Genomic DNA, 21,233 nt, shown 5'->3' on the forward strand with positions numbered 1-21,233 from the left:
GACACGCAACTGAAGCGACACAACCGACTCCGCCTCACCCACCGACCGGTTCGCAAATTTGACGACCAGGTCAAACCCTTATGTGAGCGGCATTGCCCCTAGGTGGGCGGCGCATCCGAACGCTTGACGGCCCCTGCTAGAGTTAACGGGAACGATTTCCATTATGATCTAGAGCACGGCCAGGAGTACCCCACGTGAGAACCCGATTCGCCATCAGTTGCGCAGGTGTCGCCGTGGGAGTCGTCTCCGCCCTGACGCTGACCGCCTGCGGCGGCTCGAACGACGACGGGCGCCCGAACGTCGTCGCCTCCACCGACGTCTGGGGCGATATCGCCGCCGCCGTCGCGGGCCCCGACGCCGCCGTCCGGTCGCTGATCACCGATCCGTCCGCCGACCCGCACTCGCACGAGACCTCCGCGGTCGAGTCGGCGGCGCTCAGCGATGCCGACCTCGTGGTCTACAACGGCGGCGGCTACGACCGGTTCGCCGAGAAGGCGGTGGCGGGCACGAACAAGCGCACCGTGGACGCGTTCGCGCTGCGGGCCGATCAGAGCGACGACAACGAGCACGTCTGGTACGACGTGCGCACCGTCGACGTGGTCGCCGACCGGATCGCCGCCCAACTCGGCGAACTCGACCCGGGCAACGCCGCGGCCTACGCCGAGCGCGCGACGACGTTCAAGAACCGGCTCGCCACGGTTGCCGCCATCACGGGCACACTCGCCGCCGAGCATCCGAAAACGCCGGTGCTGCAGACCGAACCCCTCGCGCACTATCTCGTGGTCGCCGCCGGAGCCGACGACCGGACTCCGCACGAGTTCCAGGAAGCCATCGAGCAGGAGACCGACCCGGCCCCCGCGGCCGTCGCGGCGACGCAGGACCTGCTCACCGGCAAGCGGGTCCACGCCCTGATCTACAACGTGCAGACCGAGGACAAGATCACCAAAGACCTGCGCGCGACCGCGCAGCGCGCGGGCGTCGCCGTCGTCGACGTGACCGAGACCCTGCCCGACGGCGTGGATTACATTCAGTGGCAGACGAAGAACGCGCAGGCGCTCGCCGCCGCGCTGGGCTGAGCAGATGAACAAGGGAGCCGCGCTGACCGAACACGCCGACGAGGCGGAACGGCGATCGACCATCGGCGAATCGGCCGCGGTGCGACTGGAGGCCGCCCGCTTGTCGTTCGGGGACCGAACCCTTTGGGCGGGACTGGATCTCACTGTCGCGCCGGGTGAATTCGTCGCGGTCCTCGGGCCGAACGGTTCGGGCAAGACCTCGCTGCTGAAGGTGCTGTTGGGCCAGGTCGGCCTGAGTTCGGGCGCGGCTCGGATCGCGGGCTCTCCCGCGCGCACCGGCAATCACGACATCGGCTACATACCGCAACAGAAGACTATCGACGCCGGGGTGCAGTTGCGCGGTATCGATCTCGTCGGCCTCGGCGTCGACGGGCATCGCTGGGGGCTCGGGCTGCGCTCCCGCGCCGAACGCAAGCGGAAGGTGGCCGCGGCCATCGCCGACGTGGGCGCCGAGCGATTCGCCCACGCGCCACTGGAATCCATGTCCGGCGGCGAACAGCAGCGACTGCGGGTGGCGCAGGCGCTGGTCGGCGATCCGAAGGTGCTGCTGTGCGACGAACCGTTGCTCAGCCTGGACCTGGCGAATCAGCGACTGGTCGCCGAACTCATCGATCGCCGCAGGCGCACCCACGACACCGCGGTGCTCTTCGTGACGCACGAGATCAACCCGATCCTGCCCCTGGTGGACCGGGTGCTGTACCTGGTCGACGGCCGGTTCCGGATCGGGACGCCGGAAGAGGTGATGACCTCGACGGTGCTGTCGGAGTTGTACCGCACCCAGGTGGACGTACTACGGGTACGCGGGCGTCTGGTGGTCGTCGGCACCGGCGACACCATGGACGCGCTCGGCACCGCGGGCGGCCACTGCCACGGCCCGGCCGGCGACGAGTTCGCCCACGGCGATTCCGCCGGTAGCCCCGCACCGGACGATGACGCCACCTCGACCACGGGCTCCGTCGAAAAGCCGGCCCCCGCAGCGCCGATCTCAGCGCATGCCGCCGTCGCCGCCACCTCGACCGGCACGGAAACCCGCACACGAACCAGCCGCTCGGACACCAACGGCAGCGCCCCAGCCGAACGAACACCGGCAGTCCCGACGACCGACGCCCCGACTTCAGGCAGATCGTCGACCACCGACGAGGCACGCGTCGATGCGGCCTCGACCGACACGGGAACCGGCACACGAGCCGGCCGCGCGGCGACACACGGCACCGCTCCGGCCGAACGAACACCGGCAGTCCCGACGACCGCCATGCGCCCGAACTCGGGCCCACCCTGGATCGTCGAGGTGACGAGTGGTGGCTCGACGCCGATCGACCCGAAGACGAACGAACCGGCGGTGAGCAGCGCGCCGGTGACCGAATCGACATCGAGCGGCCTGGCATCCGCGGTCGACACATCGCCGGGCCCGGCGAACGGCAACGCGCCGACGGGCGACGTGGTGGCCGGCCGCTCGATACCCGGCAACGGTTCGACGGCGGGCCTCTCATCGGCGGAGCGTGTCCAAGGCGACGGCGACCGTCCGGCGGCGGATCCCGAGCAGAGCGGAGTGCGTTCGTGACCGACAAGCTCTCCAGCGTCCTCGGCAAGATGCTGGACTTCGGCACCACGGCGAACCTGCTGTCCTACGGTTTCGTCCAGCAGGCGCTGCTCGCGGCGGCTCTGCTGGGACTGCTGTCCGGCGTGATCGGTCCGCTGATCATCAGCAGGCAGATGTCGTTCGCGGTGCACGGCACCAGCGAGCTTTCGTTGACCGGTGCCGCCGCCGCGCTGCTGGCCGGTGTCGGGGTCGGTTTGGGCGCCATCGCGGGGTCGGTGGTCGCGGCGGTGTTGTTCGGCCTGCTCGGCGCGCGGGCGCGGGAACGCGATTCGGTGATCGCCGTGGTGCTCTCGTTCGGACTCGGACTCTCGGTGCTGTTCCTGTGGTTGGGCCCCGATCGCGCGGGATCGAAATTCTCCCTGCTGACCGGCCAAGTGGTCAGCGTCGGCAACAACGGGCTCGGCCTGCTCGCCGTCTGCACCGCCGGAGTGATCGCGGTGCTGGCCTTCGTCTACCGGCCGCTACTGTTCGCCAGTTCCGACCCGGAAGTGGCCGTGGCGCGCGGTGTCCCGGTGCGGGCGCTGTCCATCGTATTCGCCGTCCTGCTGGGCATCACGGCGGCGTTCGGCGTGCAGATCGTCGGCGCGCTGCTGGTCCTCGCCCTGCTGATCACCCCGGCCGCCGCGGCCGCCCAGCTCACCGCGGACCCGGTTCGAGCGACCGTGCTCGCCGTGGTGTTCGCGGAGATCGCCGCCGTTGGCGGCATCCTGCTTTCGCTCGCGCCGGGTGTCCCCGTCTCGACCTTCGTCACCACGATCTCGTTCCTGATCTACCTCGCCTGCCGCCTGCTCGGCAGCCGCAACCGCAGACTCGCGCACGCCCGCTGAAGGCGTCGCGCGCCGGTCTACTGACGCCGCACCGGCATGTCGAAAAGTCTTCGCGATCGACGTCCGGGTGATGGCGGTGACCTCATGGCGAGCGCAACGCCGACCAGCGGTGCCGCGACCGCCAGTCCAGCGGCTATCAGTGCTGATCAGCGCCTAGCTCGGAAACCGGGCCATCTTGATGGCAGCCGCCTTCAGTCACTGGCGGATGCTTTCGTATGCTCGATCCATCGCGCCCCCGAACGAATGGTGACCAACGATGATCGACTTCGCGATTCCCGCCGACCTCGCCGCCGAACGCGACCGAGTGCGCCGCTTCGTCATCGATAAGATCGTCCCCTACGAGCGCGACCCGCGCCTGACCGCGCACGGGCCGACCGACGAGCTGCGGCAGGAACTCGTCGAACTCGCCCGCGCCGAGAAGCTGCTCACCGTGCAGGCGCCCGAGTCGCTCGGCGGACGCGGACTGACCCACATCGAGCAGGCGGTGATCTACGAGGCGGCGGGCTGGTCCACGCTCGGCCCGGTCGCGATGAACTGCGCGGCGCCCGACGAGGGCAACATGTTCCTGCTATCCAAGGTGGCCGATCCCGACCAGGTCCAGCATTACCTGGCCCCCGTGATCGCGGGCCACCAGCGTTCGGTCTTCGCCATGACCGAGCCCGACGGGGCCGGCTCCGACCCGGCGCAGCTGGCCACCGGCGCCACCTTCGACGGCGAGAACTTCACCATCAACGGCCGCAAATGGCTGATCACCGGGGCGAACGGCGCGAAGACCTGGATCATCATGGCCCGCCTCGCCGCCAACCCGCATCTGCCCGAGGGCCCCACGCTGTTCCTGGCCGACGGCGAGGAACCCGGCATCGTCATCGAACGCACGATGAACACGATGGACCGCAACTACGTCGCCGGGCACGGTGTGGTCCGCTTCGACAACCTGACTCTGCCCAGGGAAGCGCTGCTCGGCGAGGCGGGCCAGGCGCTGCGCTACGCCCAGCTCCGGCTCGCCCCGGCCCGCCTGACCCATTGCATGCGGTGGCTCGGCGCGGCCGAACGCGCCCAGAGCATCGCCGTCGAGCACGCGCGCACCCGCACCGCGTTCGGCAAGCCGATCGGCGAACACGAGGGCGTGTCGTTCATGCTCGCCGACAACGAGATCGCCCTGCACCAGTGCAGGCTGACCATCTGGCACGCGTGCTGGCTGATGGACAACGGCGAGAAGGCGCGGCACGAGAGTTCGATCGCCAAATCGTTCGTGTCCGAGGAGTTGTTCAAGGTCGCCGACCGCTGCGTGCAGGTGCTCGGCGGCATCGGCATCAGCGACGAGACGGTGGTCGAGATGATCTTCCGGGACATGCGCGCCTTCCACCTCTACGACGGGCCCACCGAGGTGCACAAGTACGCCATCGGGCGCAAGGTGCTGCGCGGATAGCCGAGGACTTTCTGCCCCGGGTCAGCTCCGCGCGCGTCGGCTAACATCCTGTGGCATGAGTTCGGAACTGCACGTCGACGTCTCCAGGGGCGTCGCCGTGCTCACGCTCAACCGGCCCGCCCAGCAGAACGCCTTCACCCCCACGATGGCCGCCGAGTTGGGCGCCGCGTTGCAGCGCTGCGATTCGGAAGACGCCATCCGTGCCGTGATCATCACCGGCACCCCGCCCGCGTTCTGCGCGGGCGCGGACCTATCCAATCGGGTGGGCGAGGTCAGCGCCACCATCGATCCGCCGCCGTGGCGGGTGCGCAAACCGGTGATCGCGGCCGTCAACGGCCACGCGGTCGGCATCGGCTTGGCCCTGGCCTTGCAGTGCGATCTGCGGTACATGGCACGCGACGCGGTGTACGGGCTGAATCAGGTCCGCCGCGGCGTGCTGGCCGACGGCTATGCGCACTGGACGCTACCCAGGCTGGTCGGCATGGCCAACGCCGCCGACATCATGCTGACCGGGCGCACCTTCGACGGCGACGAGGCGAAGGCGATGGGCGTGACCAACAGCTCGCTGCCCGCGGGCGAGGTGCTACCGACCGCGCTGGCCGTCGCGCACGACATCGCGAACGGCTCGGCGCCGCTGCCGGTGGCACTGTCCAAGCGGCTGCTCTGGGAAGGGCTCGGGATGAACCCGGCCATGGTCGGTCAACTGGAAACCGAGCTCAACCAGCACGCGACCAAGAGCATCGACGGCGGCGAGGCCATGGCCGCGTTCCGGGACCGTAGGCAGCCCAGTTGGTCGGGCAGCGTCAGCACGGAATGGCCCGCCTGGGACGCCGCCGGGCGCGAACGGCCCAGCCTGGACTAGGCGGCGCGCCCGGCTGGGTGCGATGCCGCGAATGTCACCGCCGGCGGTAGCGCCCCTCCGCCCCACGCGAGCCTCGGTCAGCGCCGCTCAGGCATTACCGCCGAGCACGATGAGCAGGAACAGCAGCGCGAAGACGATCATCAGGACGGTGCCGATGACGCCGAGGACGTAGCCGACCAGCACCTGAGCGCGACCACCGTACGCGCCGCCGGATTCCTCGATCTGGTCGAGCGCCCGCCGTCCCAGCGCCCACGCCACCGGCCCCAGCACTCCGCAGCAGAGGACGCTCGCCGCGCCGAGAAACAACACCGCCGTCGCATTCGGATGCTCGACCGGCGCGCCAATGGGCTGATTGGGTATCACCACCAGCCGAATTCTACTGGGCTCCTCCGCCTCTCCGGGTTTTTAGGCCGTACGGGTCGGAGATCAGGCCCGACGTTGGCGGGCGACTTCGGAGAGCACCACACCGGCGGCGACCGACGCGTTCAACGATTCCACCGGGCCCGCCATCGGAATCGACAAGATCGAGTCACAAGTCTCCCGCACCAGGCGGGACAGTCCTTTGCCCTCCGAGCCGACCACGATCACAGTCGGCTCGCGACCGTCGAAATCGTCCAGCGTGGTATCGCCACCGGCGTCCAAGCCCACGACCCGAACGCCCCGAGCCGCCCAATCCTTCAGCGTGCGAGTGAGATTGGTCGCGCGGGCGACCGGAAGACGAGCGGCGGCGCCCGCGCTGGTGCGCCAGGCCACCGCGGTGACGCTCGCGCTGCGCCGCTGCGGGATCAGGACGCCGTGGCCACCGAAAGCCGCCACGGAACGCACCACCGCGCCCAGATTGCGCGGATCGGAGATGTTGTCCAGCGCCACCAGCAACGCGGGCTCCGCGGCGTTGCGCACCCCGTCGAGCAGATCGTCCGGGTGGGCGTAGCGATACGGCGGCACTTGGAGAGCCACACCCTGGTGCAATCCGTTGGCGCTCAACCGATCCAAGTCGGTGCGCGGCACCTCCAGGATGGAGATACCGGTGTCGGCGGCCAGCCGCACGCTCTCGGTCAGCCGGTCGTCGTTCTCGGTGCCGACCGCGACGTACAGTGCCGTCGCGGGCACGCCGGCACGCAAGCACTCGACCACCGGGTTGCGCCCGAGCACCAACTCCGGCCCGTCCTCGGTCTTGCGTCCGGCGGGCCGTGCCGCCGCGCCACGAGCGGACGGACGGCCCTGCGCGGCTTTGGTTTTCGCGGCCGCACGCTTGGCGGCGGGATGCTTGGTGCGCATCTCCGCGGGCGGTGTGGCGCCACGCCCCTCCAGTCCGCGCCTGCGCTTGCCGCCGGAGCCGACCACGGCGCCCTTCTTGCTGCCGCTCTTGCGGACCGCGCCGCGGCGCTGCGAATTGCCTGCCATCACTTGGCCTTTCCGGATTGCGGCGCACCGAGCGCCCATTCGGGACCGCCGGCCGTATCGGTGACCTCGATCCCCGCGGACTGCAGACGATCGCGCACGGCGTCGGCGGCCGCCCAGTCCTTCGCGGCCCGCGCCTCCTGACGGCGGTCGAGTTCCGCACGCACCAGCACATCCAGAGCCCCCAGCGCGGCCGAGGAATCACTCGGGGCGTACCAATGCGGATCGAGCGGGTCGACACCGAGAATGGCGAGCATGGCGCGCACCTGGCTCGCCAGGTCGCGCGCGGAGTCGATCGCGCCGACCTCCAGCGCCTTGTTGCCCTCGTGCACCGCGCGATGGATCTCCGCCAACGCCTTCGGCACCGCGAGATCGTCGTCGAGCGCGGCGGCGAACGCGTCGGTCCACTTGCCCACCGGGATCTCACCGGCCCGGTCCACCACTCGGTTCACGAACGCCTCGATGCGCTGATAGGACTGCGCCGCGTCGTGCAGCGCCTTGTCCGAGTACTCCAGCATCGAGCGGTAGTGCGCGCTGCCCAGGTAGAACCGCAGTTCGACGGCCCGCACCTGCTTCAGCACGTTCGGCACGGAGAGCACGTTGCCCAGCGACTTGGACATCTTCTCCCCGCCCATGGTCACCCAGCCGTTGTGCAGCCAGTACCTGGCGAAGCCGTCACCGGCGCCCTTCGACTGGGCGATCTCGTTCTCGTGGTGCGGGAACACCAGATCCATTCCGCCGCAATGGATGTCGAATTCCGCACCGAGATAGAACTCGGCCATCGCGGAGCACTCCAGGTGCCAGCCGGGGCGGCCGGGGCCCCAGGGGGACGGCCAGGTCGGCTCACCCGGCTTGGCCGCCTTCCACAAGGTGAAGTCCCGCGGATCGCGTTTGCCTTCGCCCGCGCTCTCGCCTTGATGCACATCATCGAGCTTGTGGCCGGACAGCTTGCCGTAATCGGGGTAGCTGACCACGTCGAAGTAGACGTTGCCCTCCGAAGCGTAGGCGTGACCGCGATCGATCAGTCGCTGCATCATCTCGACCATCTGCGTGATGTGGCCGGTGGCCCGGGGCTCCGCGGACGGCGGCAGCACACCGAGCCGTTCGTAGGCGCGATCGAAGGCGCGCTCATGCGTGGCGGCCCACTCCCACCACGGCCTGCCCGCCTCGGCGGCCTTGGTCAGGATCTTGTCCTCGATATCGGTGACGTTGCGGATGAAGAAGACGTCGATGTCATGCGCGAGCAGCCAGCGTCGCAGCACGTCGAACGCGACTCCGCTGCGCACATGGCCGATGTGCGGCTCGCCCTGCACGGTGGCGCCACAGAGGTACACCGAAGCACGGCCGGGGACCAAGGGCGCGAAATCGCGCACGGTCCGCGTGTCGGTGTCAAAGAGGCGCAGCGTCACGGCAGTCGATCCTAGCTGGTGTATAAGGTCGTTCGCGGACCGGCTCGGGTCCGTCGGAGCTGGATCAACGACAGGCTTGCAGCAAGGCCGTCGCCACGGCGGCGACGCCCTCGCCGCGACCGGTCAGGCCGAGCCCGTCGGTGGTGGTGCCGGACACCGATACCGGGGCGTCGAGCAGCTCGCCGAGTACCTGTTGCGCCTCGGCGCGCCTCGGCCCGATCTTGGGGCGATTGCCGATCACCTGCACCGCGGCGTTGACCACCTCGAAGCCCGCCTCGTCCAGCAGCCTGCGCACTTCCTTCAGCATCGCAGCGCCGGAGACACCCGCCCATTCCGGGCGTCCCGTGCCGAACACCGCGCCGACATCGCCGAGGCCCGCCGCGGACAGCAGCGCGTCGCACAGGGCGTGCGCGGCGACGTCGCCATCCGAGTGGCCCGCGCAGCCGTCGTCGCCGTCGAACAGGAGACCGGCCATCCAGCAGGGCCTGCCCGCTTCGATCGGATGGACGTCGCTGCCGATGCCGACGCGCATGGTCACGGCGTCACCGCCCGTCCGATGCCGGCGCCGTCGAGTACCGCGTCGGCGAGCCGGAGGTCGAGTGGAGTGGTGATCTTGAAGGCGAGCGGATCGCCGGGAATGGTGTGGACCGCGACGCCCAGCCGCTCGACCAGGCCCGCGTCATCGGTCGCCTGGATGCCCTCGGGCGCGTAGGCGGAGCGCAGCAAGTCGGCCGCGAAACCCTGCGGCGTCTGGATCGCGCGCAACCGGGCGCGGTCGGGCGTGCCGGTCACCGCGCCGACCGCGTCGACGGACTTGATGGTGTCGGCCACCGGGAGGCCGGGGACCACGGCGGGACGGCCCGCGCGTAGTTCCGCCGCGACCCGGGCGATGAGCTCGGGCGGCGTGAGAGCTCGGGCGGCGTCGTGCACCAGAAAATAGGCGGCGTCGGGCGCCGCGGCGATACCCGCCCGCACCGAGTCGATGCGTTCGGCGCCGCCGACGACCACCTGCACCGAATTCGTGGGCGGCAGCAGGGCAACGGCGCTGTCGACGAGTTCGGCGGGAACCATCACGATGATCCGCTCGACCGCGCCGGAGGCGAGTAAGCCTTCGACGGCGAGCCGGACCATGGGTGTGCCGCCGACCGGGACGAACGCCTTGGGTGTGGATTCACCCAGGCGTACGCCACGACCGGCGGCAGGCACCAGAGCAACGACGGGTCCGTCGGTGGAACGGACACCGTTGTCAGGTGTGTTCACGGTCAGGAAGCCGCTGCGAGGACCTCATCGAGCAGGGTCTCAGCCTTGCCGTCATCGGTGCCTTCGGCCAGCGCGAGCTCACCGACAAGAATCTGCCGAGCCTTGGCGAGCATGCGCTTCTCACCCGCGGACAGGCCGCGGTCCTGTTCCCGGCGCCACAGATCGCGGACGACCTCGGCCACCTTGTTCACATCGCCGGAAGCGAGCTTCTCGAGGTTGGCCTTGTAGCGGCGGGACCAGTTGGTCGGCTCCTCCGTATGCGGCGCACGAAGCACCTGGAAGACCCGATCGAGACCCTCCTGACCCACGACGTCACGCACGCCGACGTATTCGGCGTTCTCCGCGGGAACCCGAACAGTGAGATCGCCTTGGGCGACCTTCAGGACCAGATACTCTTTTTGCTCACCCTTGATGGTGCGAGTCTCGATTGCTTCGATCAGCGCCGCTCCGTGGTGGGGGTAAACGACGGTGTCTCCGACCTTAAAAATCATGTGTCCCGTGCCCCTTTCGATGTTCACAGTTTAACATGCGACTCGATAACGGCGCGATCAACTGTGCAGGTCAGGGCCACAACGAGGCAACCGTGGGGCTTGACAGATGCCAGGCTGTGTGCATTACGTTGTGCCAGAACGGGTTATCTCCCGGCTGGAGTCGGCGCCGCTCGCCGCCCACGCGTCGGCACCTTCGTGGCAACCTCCCGAAGTTCGATCGAACCGTTATCGACGCGCCGGGTGTCGGCGCGGGCGCCCGTGGCCCCGTCGTATGCGCCCGGGCCGAACCCCGAGTTCGACCCGGCCCCCGCGCCCGGGCTCTCGAGGGAACTACTACGCTGCCTAGTTACTACGCTCCCGCGCGGAGCCAGAGCCCGGTCGACATGGAGGGACAACCCGTGACTGCCCTGAAAGCTGTGACCGCCCCGAAGGGGGCGCGACGTCGCATGGTGACGGTTGCCGCACTCGCCGCCGGAGCGGCGATCGCGCTGTCCGGCTGCGGCGCGGGCCAGATCGCGCAGACCGCCGAACAGGTCGCCGCCGTGAACGGCAACCACGCCGACGTGGGCCGCATCGCGCTGCGCAACGTGCACATCGTGTACCCGTCCGAGGGCACCGCGTACAACAACGCCAAGGGCGGCAAGGCGCTCATCGCGCTGGCCATCATCAACAACAGCGAGTCCGTCCCCGACGAGCTGACCAGCATCACGACCGACCTCGGCACCGTCAAGATCACCCCCGCCTCCGGCAAGTCGGTCGTCGAAATCCCCCCGCAGCAGACCGTCGTCGCGGCGAGCCAGCCGGTCAAGCGCGAGGCCGCGCCGACCACCACCAGCGCGGCGCCGACCACGAGCGCCGGCGCGCCCACCTCCGCGCCGCGCTCTGCCGCGCCGACCACCACCGCCGGGTCGCACGGCTCCCCGGCCGCCGCCGAGGACCCGGAGGCCAACCCGATCCTGATCGAGATCACCGGACTGACCAAGGACATCGTCCCCGGCCTGACCTACAACGTCTCGTTCAACTTCAAGCAGAACGGCACCGTCCAGGTCCAGGTCCCGGTCGACGCGGGCCAACACACCGAACGCCACGAGTCCGACAAGTCGGGCCCGGCCGAAGCCGAGCACACCGGCGGTCACTGAGGCTGTGTCTGATTCGCAGCGCCTGCGGCGCTGCGTGTTCGTAAGACTCGCGCCCGGCGCACCGACGCCACGTCTTTCGAGCGAAGCGAGACCGAGCATCCGCCGTTCGCAGGCGCTGGAAGTCGTACACTGTCGGCCCTGGTGCGTATGGTGCCCGTGTGGCAAAGACCAAGCCGACCTTCCGCTGCTCCGCCTGTTCGCATGAAGTCGCAAAATGGGTGGGCAAGTGCCCCGAATGCGGGGCTTGGGGCACCGTCGACGAAGTAGTCGCCGCGGCGGGGGCGGTCGGGTCTCCCGGGCGCAAGGCGATGTTGCCGAGCACCGTGGCCGCGCCGATTTCGCAGATCGACTCCAAGGTCACCAGAGCGCGGCCGACGGGCGTCACCGAGTTGGACCGCGTGCTCGGCGGCGGGGTGGTGCCGGGATCGGTGGTATTGCTGTCCGGCGAGCCTGGGGTGGGCAAGTCGACGCTGTTGCTCGAGGTGGCGCATCGCTGGGCGGCTCAGCGCGACGAGAAGTCGCTGTACGTCACCGCCGAGGAGTCGGCGGGGCAGGTCCGGCTGCGGGCCGATCGCACCGGCGCGGTGCACGACCGGGTCTATCTGGCGGCGGAATCGGACCTGTCGATCGTGCTGGGACACGTCGAGCAGGTGCGGCCGACCCTCCTGGTGGTCGACTCGGTGCAGACCATGCTCGCCCCGGAGGTGGACGGCGTGATCGGCGGCGTCACCCAGGTGCGCGAGGTGACCGCCGCGCTGACCTCGCTGGCCAAGGCGAGCGGGATCGCGGTGCTGCTGGTCGGGCACGTCACCAAGGACGGCAACGTCGCGGGCCCGCGCACGCTCGAGCACCTGGTCGACGTGGTCCTCCAGTTCGAAGGCGACAAGAACTCCACGCTGCGCATGGTGCGCGGCATCAAGAACCGCTTCGGCAGCGCCGACGAGGTGGGCTGCTTCGAGTTGCACGAGGACGGCATCGCCTGTGTCGACGACCCGTCCGGCCTGTTCCTGCACCATCGAACGGATTCCGTGCCCGGCACGGCGGTGACCGTCGCGATGGACGGCAAGCGTCCGCTGGTCGGCGAGGTGCAGGGCCTGACCGTGAAGACCGAGATTCCGCAGCCGCGCCGCGCGGTGAGCGGCCTGGACTACAACCGGGTCGCCATGGTGCTGGCCGTCCTGCAGAGCCGCGGCCGGGTGTTCCTCGGCAAGAGCGACGTCTACGCCGCGACGGTCGGCGGCATGCGCCTGGTCGAGCCGTCCGCCGACCTGGCCATCGCGCTCGCCATCGCCAGCGCCGAGTCCGACGTCCCGATCCCCCCGGGCTGGGTGATCCTCGGTGAGGTCGGACTCGCCGGCGAGGTCCGCAAGGTAACCGGCCTCAACCGCAGACTGGCCGAAGCCGAACGCCTCGGCTTCACCACCGCCCTGGTGCCCCCCGGCCTCGCCCCGGTGAAAAGCGCCATGAAGATCCACGAGGTCACCGACCTCCGCTCCGCCATCCGCATAGCGGGCCTGCGCAAACTACGCGCCGCCCCCGAAGAAGCCGCGAGCTGATTCGACCCACCCGCGCTCGTGCGACCTACATCCGCCCGGCGGAGAGCGGACTGCCCAACGGCGTACACCGCTCACGTTCCCACCTCACCGCATCTACGCCTTTCGAGCGAAGCGAGACCGAGCATGGTCCACGGCCCGGCTCACGTGTGCGCGGCCGACGCGTACGTCGCGAGAGCACGCACCGGCTAGAACCAGCCCCACAACCCGCGCAGCGGGTAGCGAGCTTCGATACCGACGCACCCAGCGCACCCGACCACGTCTTTCGAGCGAAGCAAGACCGAGCATCCGCCATCCACGGCCCGGCTCGCGTTTGCGCGGCCGCCGCGCAGGCGACAAAGGAGCAAGCAGCAATCGAGCCCAGCTGACAGCCAACGAGCCAGCCACTACAAACCGCGCGCACTGAAAGCGCACTCCGCAACCGACGCGCCCAGCGCACCCCAACCACGTCTTTCGAGCGAAGCGAGACCGAGCATGCGCCGTTCGCGCGAAGGCGCGGCCAATCAAACCCAGCTCAAGCGATGTTGAACGGCTCGGCCATGCTGCGTACCGAGCCCAATTGCGCGACCACGCTGTACGCACCCGGTGGGACTTGCACGCGTTCGCCCGCGCAGTTGGGCTGGGATGTGGTGCCCGACCAGGTCACCGTGAACGCGGCCTGCTCGCCGCGGCTCATCGTGCGGACGTCGGGCTGGCCGTCCGGGTAGCAGTCGGTGCTCGACCACAGGCGCCGCTGGCCGTCGAGTGTGTGCACCGACACCTGTTGCAGGCCGGAACCCATATCGCGAGTGCAGGCCACCGCCGAGATGTTGGTGATGACGATGCCGAACACCGGCTGCTCGCCGGTCTTGTAGGTGGGCTGCTCGACGGTCACCTTGATCGCCAGCGATTGGTCCGGGCACGGGCCAGCCGCGACGCTGGTGGCCGCCGCGGAGGACTTCGGCGCGCCGGACTCGCCCGACGGCTTGGCCGCCGCGTCGGCGGACTTGGTCACGACCGAGCTGGTCCCGGCTGCCGCGGTGTCACCGGGCGAGTCGCCGCCGCGCGCGACCGCGAGCACGACCCAGATCACCAGCGCCAGGGCCACCACCAGGATCCCGATGGCGAACACGCGTCGACGCCAGTAGATCTCCGGTGGCAGCGGTCCATTCGGTTCCAGCACGCCTCAACGGTAAGGGCACCATCGGGCGCATCGTCTCAGGGGCACGGCGTGTCGGCCGCCCGCACCAGCGGGCGACGAGTACATTCCGCCGGCACGCTGGGCCGATGGCGGGCGCGCCGCGGCCTCAGACCACCTCGCCGATGTTGCCCACAACCCGTTGCAACTGCACTTTGCCCTCGGCCAGCTTGTAGGTGACGCAGGCGATGGCGCACTCACCGGTCGCGACCCGCTGCGAGATGATCATCGACCGCTGCATGAGCAGGCGGCTGGTCTCCACCACGTGCCTGGCCTCCATCTCGTCGACGGTGGACAGGCCTTCGCGCCGCCCGACCAGAATGGACGGCGTGACCCGCTCGACCACGCTGCGGATGAATCCGCCCGGCACCTCGCCGCCGTCGAGCGCGTCGATGGTGGCCTTCACGGCTCCGCAGCTGTCGTGCCCGAGCACTACGATGAGCGGCACGTTGAGCACCTGCACCCCGTACTCGATCGAGCCGAGCACCGAGCTGTCGACCACATGGCCCGCGGTACGCACCACGAACATGTCGCCGAGGCCCTGGTCGAAGATCAACTCAGCGGCGACCCTGGAGTCACCGCAACCGAACAGGATCGCGTGCGGGTGCTGGCCGCTGACGAGTTTGGCCCGGTCTGCGGCGCCCTGGCTAGGATGCAGCAGCGCACCGCTGACGAAGCGCTCGTTGCCTTCGCGCAGGGACTTCCAGGCACTGATCGGGTTGGAATCCGGCATACCGACCATTGTGCAGGACGGTGACGGTTACCAGCGAGTTCGGCCGGTTACAGGCGGGCAAATACCGCCTGGCGGCAGTAGTACGGGGATGGTGAGGACAGTGCGGAACGGCGCACCGAACGGCATCGACGCCGACACGTTGCTGGACTGGTACGAGGAGACCGCGCGCGATCTGCCGTGGCGCCGCCCGGGCGTCACCGCGTGGCAGATCCTGATGAGCGAGATCATGCTTCAGCAAACGCCCGTGGTCCGGGTCGAGCCGATCTGGCGGGAATGGGTGGCGCGCTGGCCGGTCCCTTCGGCGATGGCCGCCTCGTCGCAGGCGGAAGTGCTGCGCGCCTGGGGAAAGCTCGGGTACCCGCGCCGTGCGCTGCGGCTGCACGAATGCGCGAGGGTGCTGGCGAGCGAGCACGGCGACGAGGTGCCCGCCGACGTGGAGGTACTGCTCGGGCTACCGGGCATCGGCGCGTACACCGCGCGCGCCGTCGCCTGTTTCGCCTACGGACAACGCGTTCCGGTGGTGGACACGAACGTCCGCCGGGTGGTTGCCAGGGCGGTGCACGGGCGCGCGGAAGCGGGCAACCCGTCGTCGCGCGATCTCCCCGAGACCGAGGCGCTACTGCCGCTGCGGGTCGATCGCGCCGCGGTGTTCTCCGCCGCCCTCATGGAACTGGGTGCGACCGTGTGCACCGCCCGCACCCCCGATTGCTCGCGCTGCCCGCTGCCGAGCTGCGCGTGGGTCACCGCCGGGCGGCCGGTGAGCGAAGTGGTCCGCCGCACGCAGAAGTACGAGGGCACCGACCGCCAGGCGCGCGGTCGGCTGTTGGACGTGCTGCGCGCCGCGAGCGGTCCGGTGGAGCGGGTGCGCCTGGATCTGGCCTGGACTCGCGACCCGGGCCAGCGCGACCGCGCGTTGGACTCGCTGCTGGTGGACGGACTGATCGAACAAACACCCGGCGGGTTGTTCGCACTGGCGGGCGAGGGCGGGACTCCCGGGGCCGACAGCTGAACGCCGAGACGAACTCCTGCCCTAGCTGCCCAGGACCCGCCGGAGGAAGCGCTCGACCTCCGCTCGGTAGCGCTCCGGTTGGTCGTCGTGCACGAGGTGTCCCGCGCCGGGCACCAGGACATAGTCGGCGCCCGGATGGGCGGCGGCCATCTGCCGCATCTGTTCCGGCGGTGTGATGCTGTGCTCGCCCTCCAGCAGCAGGGCGGGCACCCGCACCGCATGCCAGTGCTGCCAGAAATCCCGCGTCCCCCACTCCTCGGAGATGTCGCGGAAAGTGGTGACCGAGCCGTGCAGCCGGTATCCCTCCGGCCCGCGTTCGAAAGAGTTCAGGAAGTATCGCCCGGCGACCGGTCCGAAGAAGGCCAGCACGGCTTCGTCGTCAGGGAACGGCTGCGGCCAGGCCTCGATCATCGCCGCCCAGTGCGTCGCGGTGCGGCCGGTGAAATCCGGCGCGATGTCCTCGATCACCAGCGCCCGCACCCGGTCGGGGTGAGTCGCCGCGAACACCCAGCCGTGCAGCGCACCCATCGAATGCCCGATCACCACCATCGGTTCCGCGATCGCGGCGGTGCCCGCGGCGAGATCCGCGATGAAGGCCTCGGTCGTCAGTTCCTCGGGCGCGGGCCTGCCGTGCCCGGCGGCGTCGAAGGTGTAGACGTGGCCGTGCTCGCGCAGCCAGTCCAGCTGGTCGCGCCAGGTGCGCGCGCTGCCCATCAGTCCGTGCAACAGCAGGATCGGCGCGCCTGCTCCGCCTTCGTCGTGCAACATCGGTTCGACAATACGAGGCACCGAGCATCTGCTCGGCATCAGCCGCTAGCTTGGACACATGGCTGTTGTGAAGATCAACGCGATCGAGGTTCCCGAGGGCGCGGGCCCCGAGCTGGAGAAGCGGTTCGCCCACCGTGCGCACGCGGTCGAGAACTCCCCCGGCTTCCTCGGCTTCCAGCTGCTGCGTCCGGTGGCCGGAGAGAAGCGGTATTTCGTTGTCACCCAATGGGATTCGGAAGAGTCCTTCGCGGCCTGGCGGGACGGACCTGCGCGCGAGGCGCACGCGGGCGAGCGCCAGAAGCCGGTCTCGACGGGTGCTTCGCTGCTCGAGTTCGAGGTCGTGCTCGACGTGGACGCGAAGCCCGCCGACTGAGTCCGGGGCTCACCGCCGGGCAGGCCCGCCTGCCCGGCGACTCGCCCGACGCCGTGGTACGCCCGTGCCGGACCCGGTTGACGCCGAGGGTGTGCGGGTGTCACAGTTCGAAGGACAAACGCGAGGGTGACGCGGTAATTCCGGTGCGATTCCGGAGCGGTCGCGCCACTGTGTTCCACGCACCGAGTCCGGTGCCGGAAAGCCAGACACCGGCACCGTCGCGCCACCACCCTACGGGACGCGTATCCCAAGGAGGACTCGAATGGCCATCGCGCATTCACCCAGCCGGGCAACCGATTCCCTGGCCACCGTGCTCATCACGGTCGGTGTCGTTCTTCTCGCACTGCTCACGCTGTACCTGGTCGGTTTCGACCAGGGCGTCATCTCGCGCAGCGGGATGTACCTGCACGAGCTGATGCACGACGGACGCCACCTGCTGGGGCTTCCGTGCCACTGATCGGTTCGCTCCGAACACTGCTGTTGCGCGGCCTGCTGGCCGGTCTGATCGCCGGACTGCTGGCCGCAACAGTCGGTTATTTCGTCGGCGAACCCAAGGTGGAAGCGGCCATCGCCATCGAGGAAGCGCACAGCGAACACGCCGCGGCCCCTGATGGGCACTCTCACGGCGACCACGCCGAATCTCCTGGCGGGCATTCCCACGGTGACGAGGAAGAACCGCTGGTGAGCCGCGGCGGCCAGAAGTTCGGACAGTTTCTCGCCCTGGGGCTGGCCGGTCTCGCTCTCGGCGCCATCTACGCCTCGGTCGCGCATTTCGCGCGGCGCCACACCACGCTGTCCGGGCCGCGCCTCGCGCTGACGCTCGGTCTGGCCGGTTGGGCCGCGATCGTCGCGGTGCCTTTCTTCAAGTACCCGGCCAACCCACCGGCGGTGGGCGACCCGGACACCATCAACGAGCGCACCCTGCTGTGGGTGGCGGCCGTCGTGCTCGGCATCGTGGCGGTCGGTGCGGCGGTGGCGGCGTTCACCGCGCTGCGCGCACAACTGCCCACCTTCCGGCTGATCGGTGGCGTCGCCGCGTTCGTACTGGTCACCACACTCGGCTACGTCCTGCTGCCCGGCGTGAACGAGGTGAGCGCGGATTTCCCGGCCACCCTGCTGTGGCAGTTCCGGGTGGCGTCGCTGGCCGAGACCGCGACCCTGTGGGCCTGCCTCGCTCTCGGTTTCGCGGCGCTCACCGAGTTCGCGACGCGTACCGATACCCGGGTACCGGTAGCCGCCGCTACCGGGGAGTGATTCGCGTCCGGAAACATTGAGGCAGTGTCGGTCCCATGACCGGCACTGCCTTTTCCGTCCGGCCCGCTTCGCCGCGTGTCCACCCGGGTGGACCGCCGCGCGCCGTCCGCGTCGCGTTCGTCGCGCTGGTCGTCGCGTTGGTCGCGGGTGGCGCCGAGGCGATCACGCGAGCCGTCCGCGCGTTCTCGACTGCCGACGCGGCGAGCCTCGCGATGGGGTTGGGGTTCCGCGCGGCGCTCTACCTTCTGGTGCTGGCCGTCGCGGTGCGCATGACCTACGGTGACCGCTGGGCCCGCCTGCTGATCACCGTCGGCATCGGCGTGTTCGGCCTGCTGTCCCTGATCATCGAGCCGCTGGCCGCGGCCATGTCCGCGAACCAATTGCGCGATCTGGTCCGGGACGCCGCACCCGCGTCCTTGCTGCTCGCGACGTTCCGCACCGTGCATGTCACAGCCGTGCTGATCGCCATCCCGGCTCTCTACACCCGCCGCGCCCGGCGCTACTTCCGCAAACGCTGACCGCGCCCGGCAGTTTCGTGCCCCGCACCTGTCACGGTGCGGGGCACGAAGCCCGCGCGGACTACGCGAGGGCAGCGTCGAGGGTGATGTGGTCGACGCCGGCGAGGGCCTTGCTGACGGGGCAGCCCGCCTTGGCGGCCTCGGCGGCGGCCTGGAAGGCGTCGGCGTCGATGCCGGAGACGCGACCGCGAACGGTCAGCTTGATCCCGGTGATCCGAAAGCCGCCCGCCGGATCGGGTCCGAGGGTCACGTCGGCGGTGACGTCCAGGCTGTCCGGGGAGCCGCCCGCGTTGCCGATCTGCGCCGACAGCGCCATCGCGTAGCACGAGGAGTGCGCGGCCGCGATGAGTTCCTCCGGGCTGGTGGTGCCGTCGGCCTCCTCGGCGGAGCGCTTGGGGAACGACACGTCGTACTTACCGACCCCCGAACTGGCCAGTTCGACCTGGCCCGAACCCTCCTGCAGGGTGCCGGTCCAGGCGGTACGCGCGGTACGTGTGGGCATCACGGTCCTTTCGCCGATGATCGTTTCACGATTCAGCACGAACCTACCCCGGCCGATTCGTCCCGGCCCACCTGTTCGCCGATCGGGTTCGCCCGACGCCCCGCGCACCCGCGCCGCGCGGTAAAGCCGCGGCGCGCCAAACGGATCCGCGCGGAGTTCTACTCCGGATTCGTGATCCTCGCCAGCACTATGCCGCCGAGGATCAACGCCAGGGCCAGCAAGCGCCCCGCACCGAGCGGGTCCTTGTGGACGACGATGCCGAGGGTGATCGCGCCGAGCGCGCCGATGCCGGTGAACACGGCGTAGGCGGTACCCACCGGCAACGTCTGCATGGCGCGCGACAGCAGATACACGGCGGTGACGCCGAGAACGAAGCAGATCAGGGTCGGGACGAGCCTGGTGAAGTTCTCGGTCGGTTTTATGCTCTGCGACCAGACGATCTCCACCACTCCGGCGGCGGCGAGGACTACCCAGTTCACGTCAGTGCTCCCCGGCCAGAGCACGCGCGGCGGCCAGAGCGCGGAGGTAGGACGTGTCGTGCTCGGCACGCAGGTGTGCCAGCGCTGGGTCCTGGCGGGAATTGGCTAACTCCGCGTGCACGAAAACGGTGTCGGAAACCGCGAAATGGCCCGCGAAGAAGTCGCGCAGGAAGCGCTCTTGATAGTCGTAGGCCGCTTTCGGAGCGCCGGGCGAGTAGGCGCCGCCGCGTGCGCTGGTCACGACGAACTTCCGGTGGCCGAGCGACATTCGCGGAAATGTCACCTGGTCCAGCCAGGCCTTGAGCGAAGCCGGAATCGAGTAGTTGTACATCGGGGTGCCGATCAGGATCACATCCGCCGCAAGCAACTCGGCCAGCAGGGGCTCGACGATCTCCCACGCGGCGGCATGTTCGGGAGTGCGCACCAATTCACCGATACGTTCGGCATCCGTGTTCTACAGGGTCAGCACAGCGTCACACAGCTGAGTCCACCCCTCCCCGATGAACGGCACCGGCTCGGCCGCCAGGTCACGGTAGCGGTAGCCGCCGTCCGGGTGCCGTGCGCGCCACGCGTCCGCGAAAGCGGCGCTCAATTCCCGGCTGATCGACCGTCGCCGGGCGCTGGCATCCAGATGCAACAAGGTTCTCATGACCAACCTCCGATTAAGCGGACATAGCGTCCGATTCCTTCCGGAATCGACGATACGGCCCATGTGGACACATTGTCCACTTATTGCCGAATCGGCTACAGTCACGGGCATGGAACCCCGATCCGACCTGCTCGCCGGTCACGGGCCGGGCCGGTCGGCGACCCCGCCGGAACGTGCGGACGCCGCACGCAACCGGGCCAAAGTGCTCGCCGCCGCCGCGGAGTTGTTCGCCGCCCGAGATCCCCGAACGGTGACGATGGACGACATCGCGAAGGCCGCCTGCGTCGGCCGAGGCACCCTCTACCGCCGTTATCCGGACACCAACTCGGTGGCGGTGGCCCTGCTGGACGAACACGAGCGAGCGCTGCAAGAGAAACTGCTCTCCGGTCCTCCGCCGCTCGGCCCCGGAGCTCCCCCCGCACAGCGGCTGGCCGCGTTCTACGCCGCGATGGTCGAATTGCTCGATACGCACGCGCATCTGGTGCTGGGCGCCGAGATCGGCGGCGCACGCTTCACGACCGGTGCTTACGGCTTCTGGTACGCGCATGTACGAGGACTGCTGGTCGCGGCGGGCATGCGGGAACCGGACGCATTGGTCGACCCGCTGCTCGCGCCGCTGGCAGCGGAGGTCTACCGGCAACAACGTGAGCGCGGCTTGACCTCCGGACAGATCGCCCACGCGCTGCGAATGATCGCCGAAACCGTTCTCGGTTCAGGGTGATTC

Annotated in this window: 23 protein-coding genes, 2 pseudogenes and 1 riboswitch; of the genes and pseudogenes, 13 read left to right on the forward strand and 12 right to left on the reverse strand. The window is 69.4% G+C overall.

Going from position 1 to position 21,233, the window contains the following annotated elements; all coding sequences use genetic code 11:
- Positions 1-233: 233 nt before the first annotated feature.
- The 5 genes and pseudogenes from ACWEO7_RS13140 to ACWEO7_RS13160 all read left to right on the forward strand — a co-directional run bounded on the left by ACWEO7_RS13140 (position 234) and on the right by ACWEO7_RS13160 (position 5,794).
- Entirely contained in the window at positions 234-1,076 is an 843-nt protein-coding gene (locus tag ACWEO7_RS13140) for a metal ABC transporter solute-binding protein, Zn/Mn family (protein WP_452423264.1), read from the forward strand.
- Positions 1,077-1,080: 4 nt separating this feature from the next.
- Positions 1,081-1,938: pseudogene (locus ACWEO7_RS13145) on the forward strand (metal ABC transporter ATP-binding protein); the annotation flags it as partial.
- 695 nt (positions 1,939-2,633) lie between these two features.
- Positions 2,634-3,503, forward strand: a complete 870-nt coding sequence (locus ACWEO7_RS13150; RefSeq protein WP_452423266.1) for a metal ABC transporter permease — start codon at positions 2,634-2,636, stop codon at positions 3,501-3,503.
- A gap of 256 nt (positions 3,504-3,759) precedes the next feature.
- Positions 3,760-4,932, forward strand: a complete 1,173-nt coding sequence (locus tag ACWEO7_RS13155; protein WP_452423268.1) for an acyl-CoA dehydrogenase family protein — start codon at positions 3,760-3,762, stop codon at positions 4,930-4,932.
- A gap of 55 nt (positions 4,933-4,987) precedes the next feature.
- Positions 4,988-5,794, forward strand: coding sequence for an enoyl-CoA hydratase/isomerase family protein (locus tag ACWEO7_RS13160; protein WP_452423270.1), 807 nt, complete (start codon positions 4,988-4,990; stop codon positions 5,792-5,794).
- 87 nt (positions 5,795-5,881) lie between these two features.
- On the opposite strand, the gene ACWEO7_RS13165 is transcribed toward ACWEO7_RS13160, so the two are convergent.
- From ACWEO7_RS13165 to carD, 6 genes are all read right to left on the reverse strand, one after another.
- On the reverse strand, positions 5,882-6,160 hold the full coding sequence (locus ACWEO7_RS13165; protein ID WP_452423272.1) for a DUF4190 domain-containing protein: 279 nt from the start codon (positions 6,158-6,160) through the stop codon (positions 5,882-5,884).
- Between the two features lie 60 nt (positions 6,161-6,220).
- Positions 6,221-7,198: a 23S rRNA (guanosine(2251)-2'-O)-methyltransferase RlmB gene (gene rlmB, locus ACWEO7_RS13170; RefSeq protein WP_452423274.1), complete on the reverse strand. Its 978-nt coding sequence runs from the start codon at positions 7,196-7,198 to the stop codon at positions 6,221-6,223.
- Positions 7,198-8,604 (reverse strand): cysteine--tRNA ligase, encoded by a 1,407-nt coding sequence (gene cysS / locus ACWEO7_RS13175; protein ID WP_379250282.1) that lies wholly within the window; start codon positions 8,602-8,604, stop codon positions 7,198-7,200. The genes rlmB and cysS overlap by 1 nt, the downstream gene beginning before the upstream one ends.
- Positions 8,605-8,668: 64 nt before the next feature.
- Positions 8,669-9,136 carry a 2-C-methyl-D-erythritol 2,4-cyclodiphosphate synthase gene (gene ispF, locus ACWEO7_RS13180; protein ID WP_062968866.1) on the reverse strand — a complete coding sequence of 156 codons (468 nt, stop codon included), beginning with the start codon at positions 9,134-9,136 and terminating at the stop codon, positions 8,669-8,671.
- Positions 9,137-9,138: 2 nt separating this feature from the next.
- Positions 9,139-9,864 carry a 2-C-methyl-D-erythritol 4-phosphate cytidylyltransferase gene (gene ispD / locus ACWEO7_RS13185; RefSeq protein WP_452423276.1) on the reverse strand — a complete coding sequence of 242 codons (726 nt, stop codon included), beginning with the start codon at positions 9,862-9,864 and terminating at the stop codon, positions 9,139-9,141.
- A 2-nt stretch (positions 9,865-9,866) separates the two neighbouring features.
- On the reverse strand, positions 9,867-10,355 hold the full coding sequence (carD, locus tag ACWEO7_RS13190) for an RNA polymerase-binding transcription factor CarD (RefSeq protein WP_011206964.1): 489 nt from the start codon (positions 10,353-10,355) through the stop codon (positions 9,867-9,869).
- A 398-nt stretch (positions 10,356-10,753) separates the two neighbouring features.
- On the opposite strand from carD, the gene ACWEO7_RS13195 reads away from it, so the two are divergent.
- Together ACWEO7_RS13195 and radA are read left to right on the forward strand one after the other, a co-directional pair.
- Entirely contained in the window at positions 10,754-11,494 is a 741-nt protein-coding gene (locus ACWEO7_RS13195; protein ID WP_452423278.1) for a hypothetical protein, read from the forward strand.
- Positions 11,495-11,652: 158 nt separating this feature from the next.
- The gene (radA, locus tag ACWEO7_RS13200; RefSeq protein ID WP_452423280.1) at positions 11,653-13,050 is read left to right on the forward strand and encodes a DNA repair protein RadA; all 1,398 of its coding nucleotides are present in this window, start codon (positions 11,653-11,655) and stop codon (positions 13,048-13,050) included.
- A 511-nt stretch (positions 13,051-13,561) separates the two neighbouring features.
- Here radA and ACWEO7_RS13205 read toward each other — a convergent pair.
- Entirely contained in the window at positions 13,562-14,209 is a 648-nt protein-coding gene (locus tag ACWEO7_RS13205) for a hypothetical protein (protein WP_379250278.1), read from the reverse strand.
- Between the two features lie 124 nt (positions 14,210-14,333).
- Positions 14,334-14,957 carry a carbonic anhydrase gene (locus ACWEO7_RS13210; protein WP_450018174.1) on the reverse strand — a complete coding sequence of 208 codons (624 nt, stop codon included), beginning with the start codon at positions 14,955-14,957 and terminating at the stop codon, positions 14,334-14,336.
- Positions 14,958-15,045: 88 nt separating this feature from the next.
- Between ACWEO7_RS13210 and ACWEO7_RS13215 the strand changes: the two genes are divergently transcribed.
- Entirely contained in the window at positions 15,046-15,966 is a 921-nt protein-coding gene (locus ACWEO7_RS13215) for an A/G-specific adenine glycosylase (protein WP_452423282.1), read from the forward strand.
- A gap of 21 nt (positions 15,967-15,987) precedes the next feature.
- On the opposite strand, the gene ACWEO7_RS13220 is transcribed toward ACWEO7_RS13215, so the two are convergent.
- A complete protein-coding gene (locus ACWEO7_RS13220) occupies positions 15,988-16,734 on the reverse strand; it encodes an alpha/beta fold hydrolase (protein WP_452423284.1) in 747 nt (248 codons plus the stop codon).
- Positions 16,735-16,792: 58 nt separating this feature from the next.
- Between ACWEO7_RS13220 and mhuD the strand changes: the two genes are divergently transcribed.
- The 4 genes from mhuD (at position 16,793) to ACWEO7_RS13240 (ending at position 18,879) form a co-directional block, all read left to right on the forward strand.
- The gene (gene mhuD / locus ACWEO7_RS13225; protein WP_355076719.1) at positions 16,793-17,107 is read left to right on the forward strand and encodes a mycobilin-forming heme oxygenase MhuD; all 315 of its coding nucleotides are present in this window, start codon (positions 16,793-16,795) and stop codon (positions 17,105-17,107) included.
- An 80-nt stretch (positions 17,108-17,187) separates the two neighbouring features.
- A riboswitch (cobalamin riboswitch) is annotated at positions 17,188-17,339 on the forward strand.
- A 30-nt stretch (positions 17,340-17,369) separates the two neighbouring features.
- On the forward strand, positions 17,370-17,564 hold the full coding sequence (locus ACWEO7_RS13230) for a CbtB domain-containing protein (RefSeq protein ID WP_452423286.1): 195 nt from the start codon (positions 17,370-17,372) through the stop codon (positions 17,562-17,564).
- Complete coding sequence (locus tag ACWEO7_RS13235; protein ID WP_452423288.1) at positions 17,555-18,361, forward strand: CbtA family protein; 807 nt, start codon at positions 17,555-17,557, stop codon at positions 18,359-18,361. Before ACWEO7_RS13230 ends, ACWEO7_RS13235 begins: the two co-directional genes overlap by 10 nt.
- Before the next feature lie 35 nt (positions 18,362-18,396).
- The gene (locus tag ACWEO7_RS13240) at positions 18,397-18,879 is read left to right on the forward strand and encodes a hypothetical protein (protein ID WP_452423290.1); all 483 of its coding nucleotides are present in this window, start codon (positions 18,397-18,399) and stop codon (positions 18,877-18,879) included.
- A 61-nt stretch (positions 18,880-18,940) separates the two neighbouring features.
- On the opposite strand, the gene ACWEO7_RS13245 is transcribed toward ACWEO7_RS13240, so the two are convergent.
- The 3 genes and pseudogenes from ACWEO7_RS13245 to ACWEO7_RS13255 all read right to left on the reverse strand — a co-directional run bounded on the left by ACWEO7_RS13245 (position 18,941) and on the right by ACWEO7_RS13255 (position 20,620).
- Positions 18,941-19,381, reverse strand: a complete 441-nt coding sequence (locus ACWEO7_RS13245; RefSeq protein WP_450018163.1) for an OsmC family peroxiredoxin — start codon at positions 19,379-19,381, stop codon at positions 18,941-18,943.
- Positions 19,382-19,539: 158 nt separating this feature from the next.
- The gene (locus tag ACWEO7_RS13250) at positions 19,540-19,860 is read right to left on the reverse strand and encodes a DMT family transporter (protein ID WP_355081674.1); all 321 of its coding nucleotides are present in this window, start codon (positions 19,858-19,860) and stop codon (positions 19,540-19,542) included.
- A gap of 1 nt (position 19,861) precedes the next feature.
- Positions 19,862-20,620 (reverse strand): annotated as a pseudogene (locus tag ACWEO7_RS13255) (FMN-dependent NADH-azoreductase).
- On the opposite strand from ACWEO7_RS13255, the gene ACWEO7_RS13260 reads away from it, so the two are divergent.
- A complete protein-coding gene (locus ACWEO7_RS13260) occupies positions 20,619-21,230 on the forward strand; it encodes a TetR/AcrR family transcriptional regulator (RefSeq protein ID WP_452423292.1) in 612 nt (203 codons plus the stop codon). The pseudogene ACWEO7_RS13255 and the gene ACWEO7_RS13260 sit on opposite strands and share 2 nt — an antisense overlap.
- Positions 21,231-21,233: the final 3 nt, after the last annotated feature.

Source organism: Nocardia sp. NPDC004260 (assembly GCF_053603155.1).

Excerpts from the sequence above, each read along its gene's own strand:
- ACWEO7_RS13155 (WP_452423268.1), top strand. The coding sequence starts at position 3,760 with ATGATCGACTTCGCGATTCCCGCCGACCTCGCCGCCGAACGCGACCGA.
- ACWEO7_RS13160 (WP_452423270.1), top strand. The coding sequence starts at position 4,988 with ATGAGTTCGGAACTGCACGTCGACGTCTCCAGGGGCGTCGCCGTGCTC.
- rlmB (WP_452423274.1), bottom strand. The coding sequence starts at position 7,198 with ATGGCAGGCAATTCGCAGCGCCGCGGCGCGGTCCGCAAGAGCGGCAGC.
- ispF (WP_062968866.1), bottom strand. The coding sequence starts at position 9,136 with ATGCGCGTCGGCATCGGCAGCGACGTCCATCCGATCGAAGCGGGCAGG.
- carD (WP_011206964.1), bottom strand. The coding sequence starts at position 10,355 with ATGATTTTTAAGGTCGGAGACACCGTCGTTTACCCCCACCACGGAGCG.
- ACWEO7_RS13210 (WP_450018174.1), bottom strand. The coding sequence starts at position 14,957 with ATGCCGGATTCCAACCCGATCAGTGCCTGGAAGTCCCTGCGCGAAGGC.
- ACWEO7_RS13215 (WP_452423282.1), top strand. The coding sequence starts at position 15,046 with ATGGTGAGGACAGTGCGGAACGGCGCACCGAACGGCATCGACGCCGAC.
- ACWEO7_RS13220 (WP_452423284.1), bottom strand. The coding sequence starts at position 16,734 with ATGTTGCACGACGAAGGCGGAGCAGGCGCGCCGATCCTGCTGTTGCAC.
- mhuD (WP_355076719.1), top strand. The coding sequence starts at position 16,793 with ATGGCTGTTGTGAAGATCAACGCGATCGAGGTTCCCGAGGGCGCGGGC.
- ACWEO7_RS13230 (WP_452423286.1), top strand. The coding sequence starts at position 17,370 with ATGGCCATCGCGCATTCACCCAGCCGGGCAACCGATTCCCTGGCCACC.
- ACWEO7_RS13240 (WP_452423290.1), top strand. The coding sequence starts at position 18,397 with ATGACCGGCACTGCCTTTTCCGTCCGGCCCGCTTCGCCGCGTGTCCAC.
- ACWEO7_RS13245 (WP_450018163.1), bottom strand. The coding sequence starts at position 19,381 with ATGCCCACACGTACCGCGCGTACCGCCTGGACCGGCACCCTGCAGGAG.
- ACWEO7_RS13260 (WP_452423292.1), top strand. The coding sequence starts at position 20,619 with ATGGAACCCCGATCCGACCTGCTCGCCGGTCACGGGCCGGGCCGGTCG.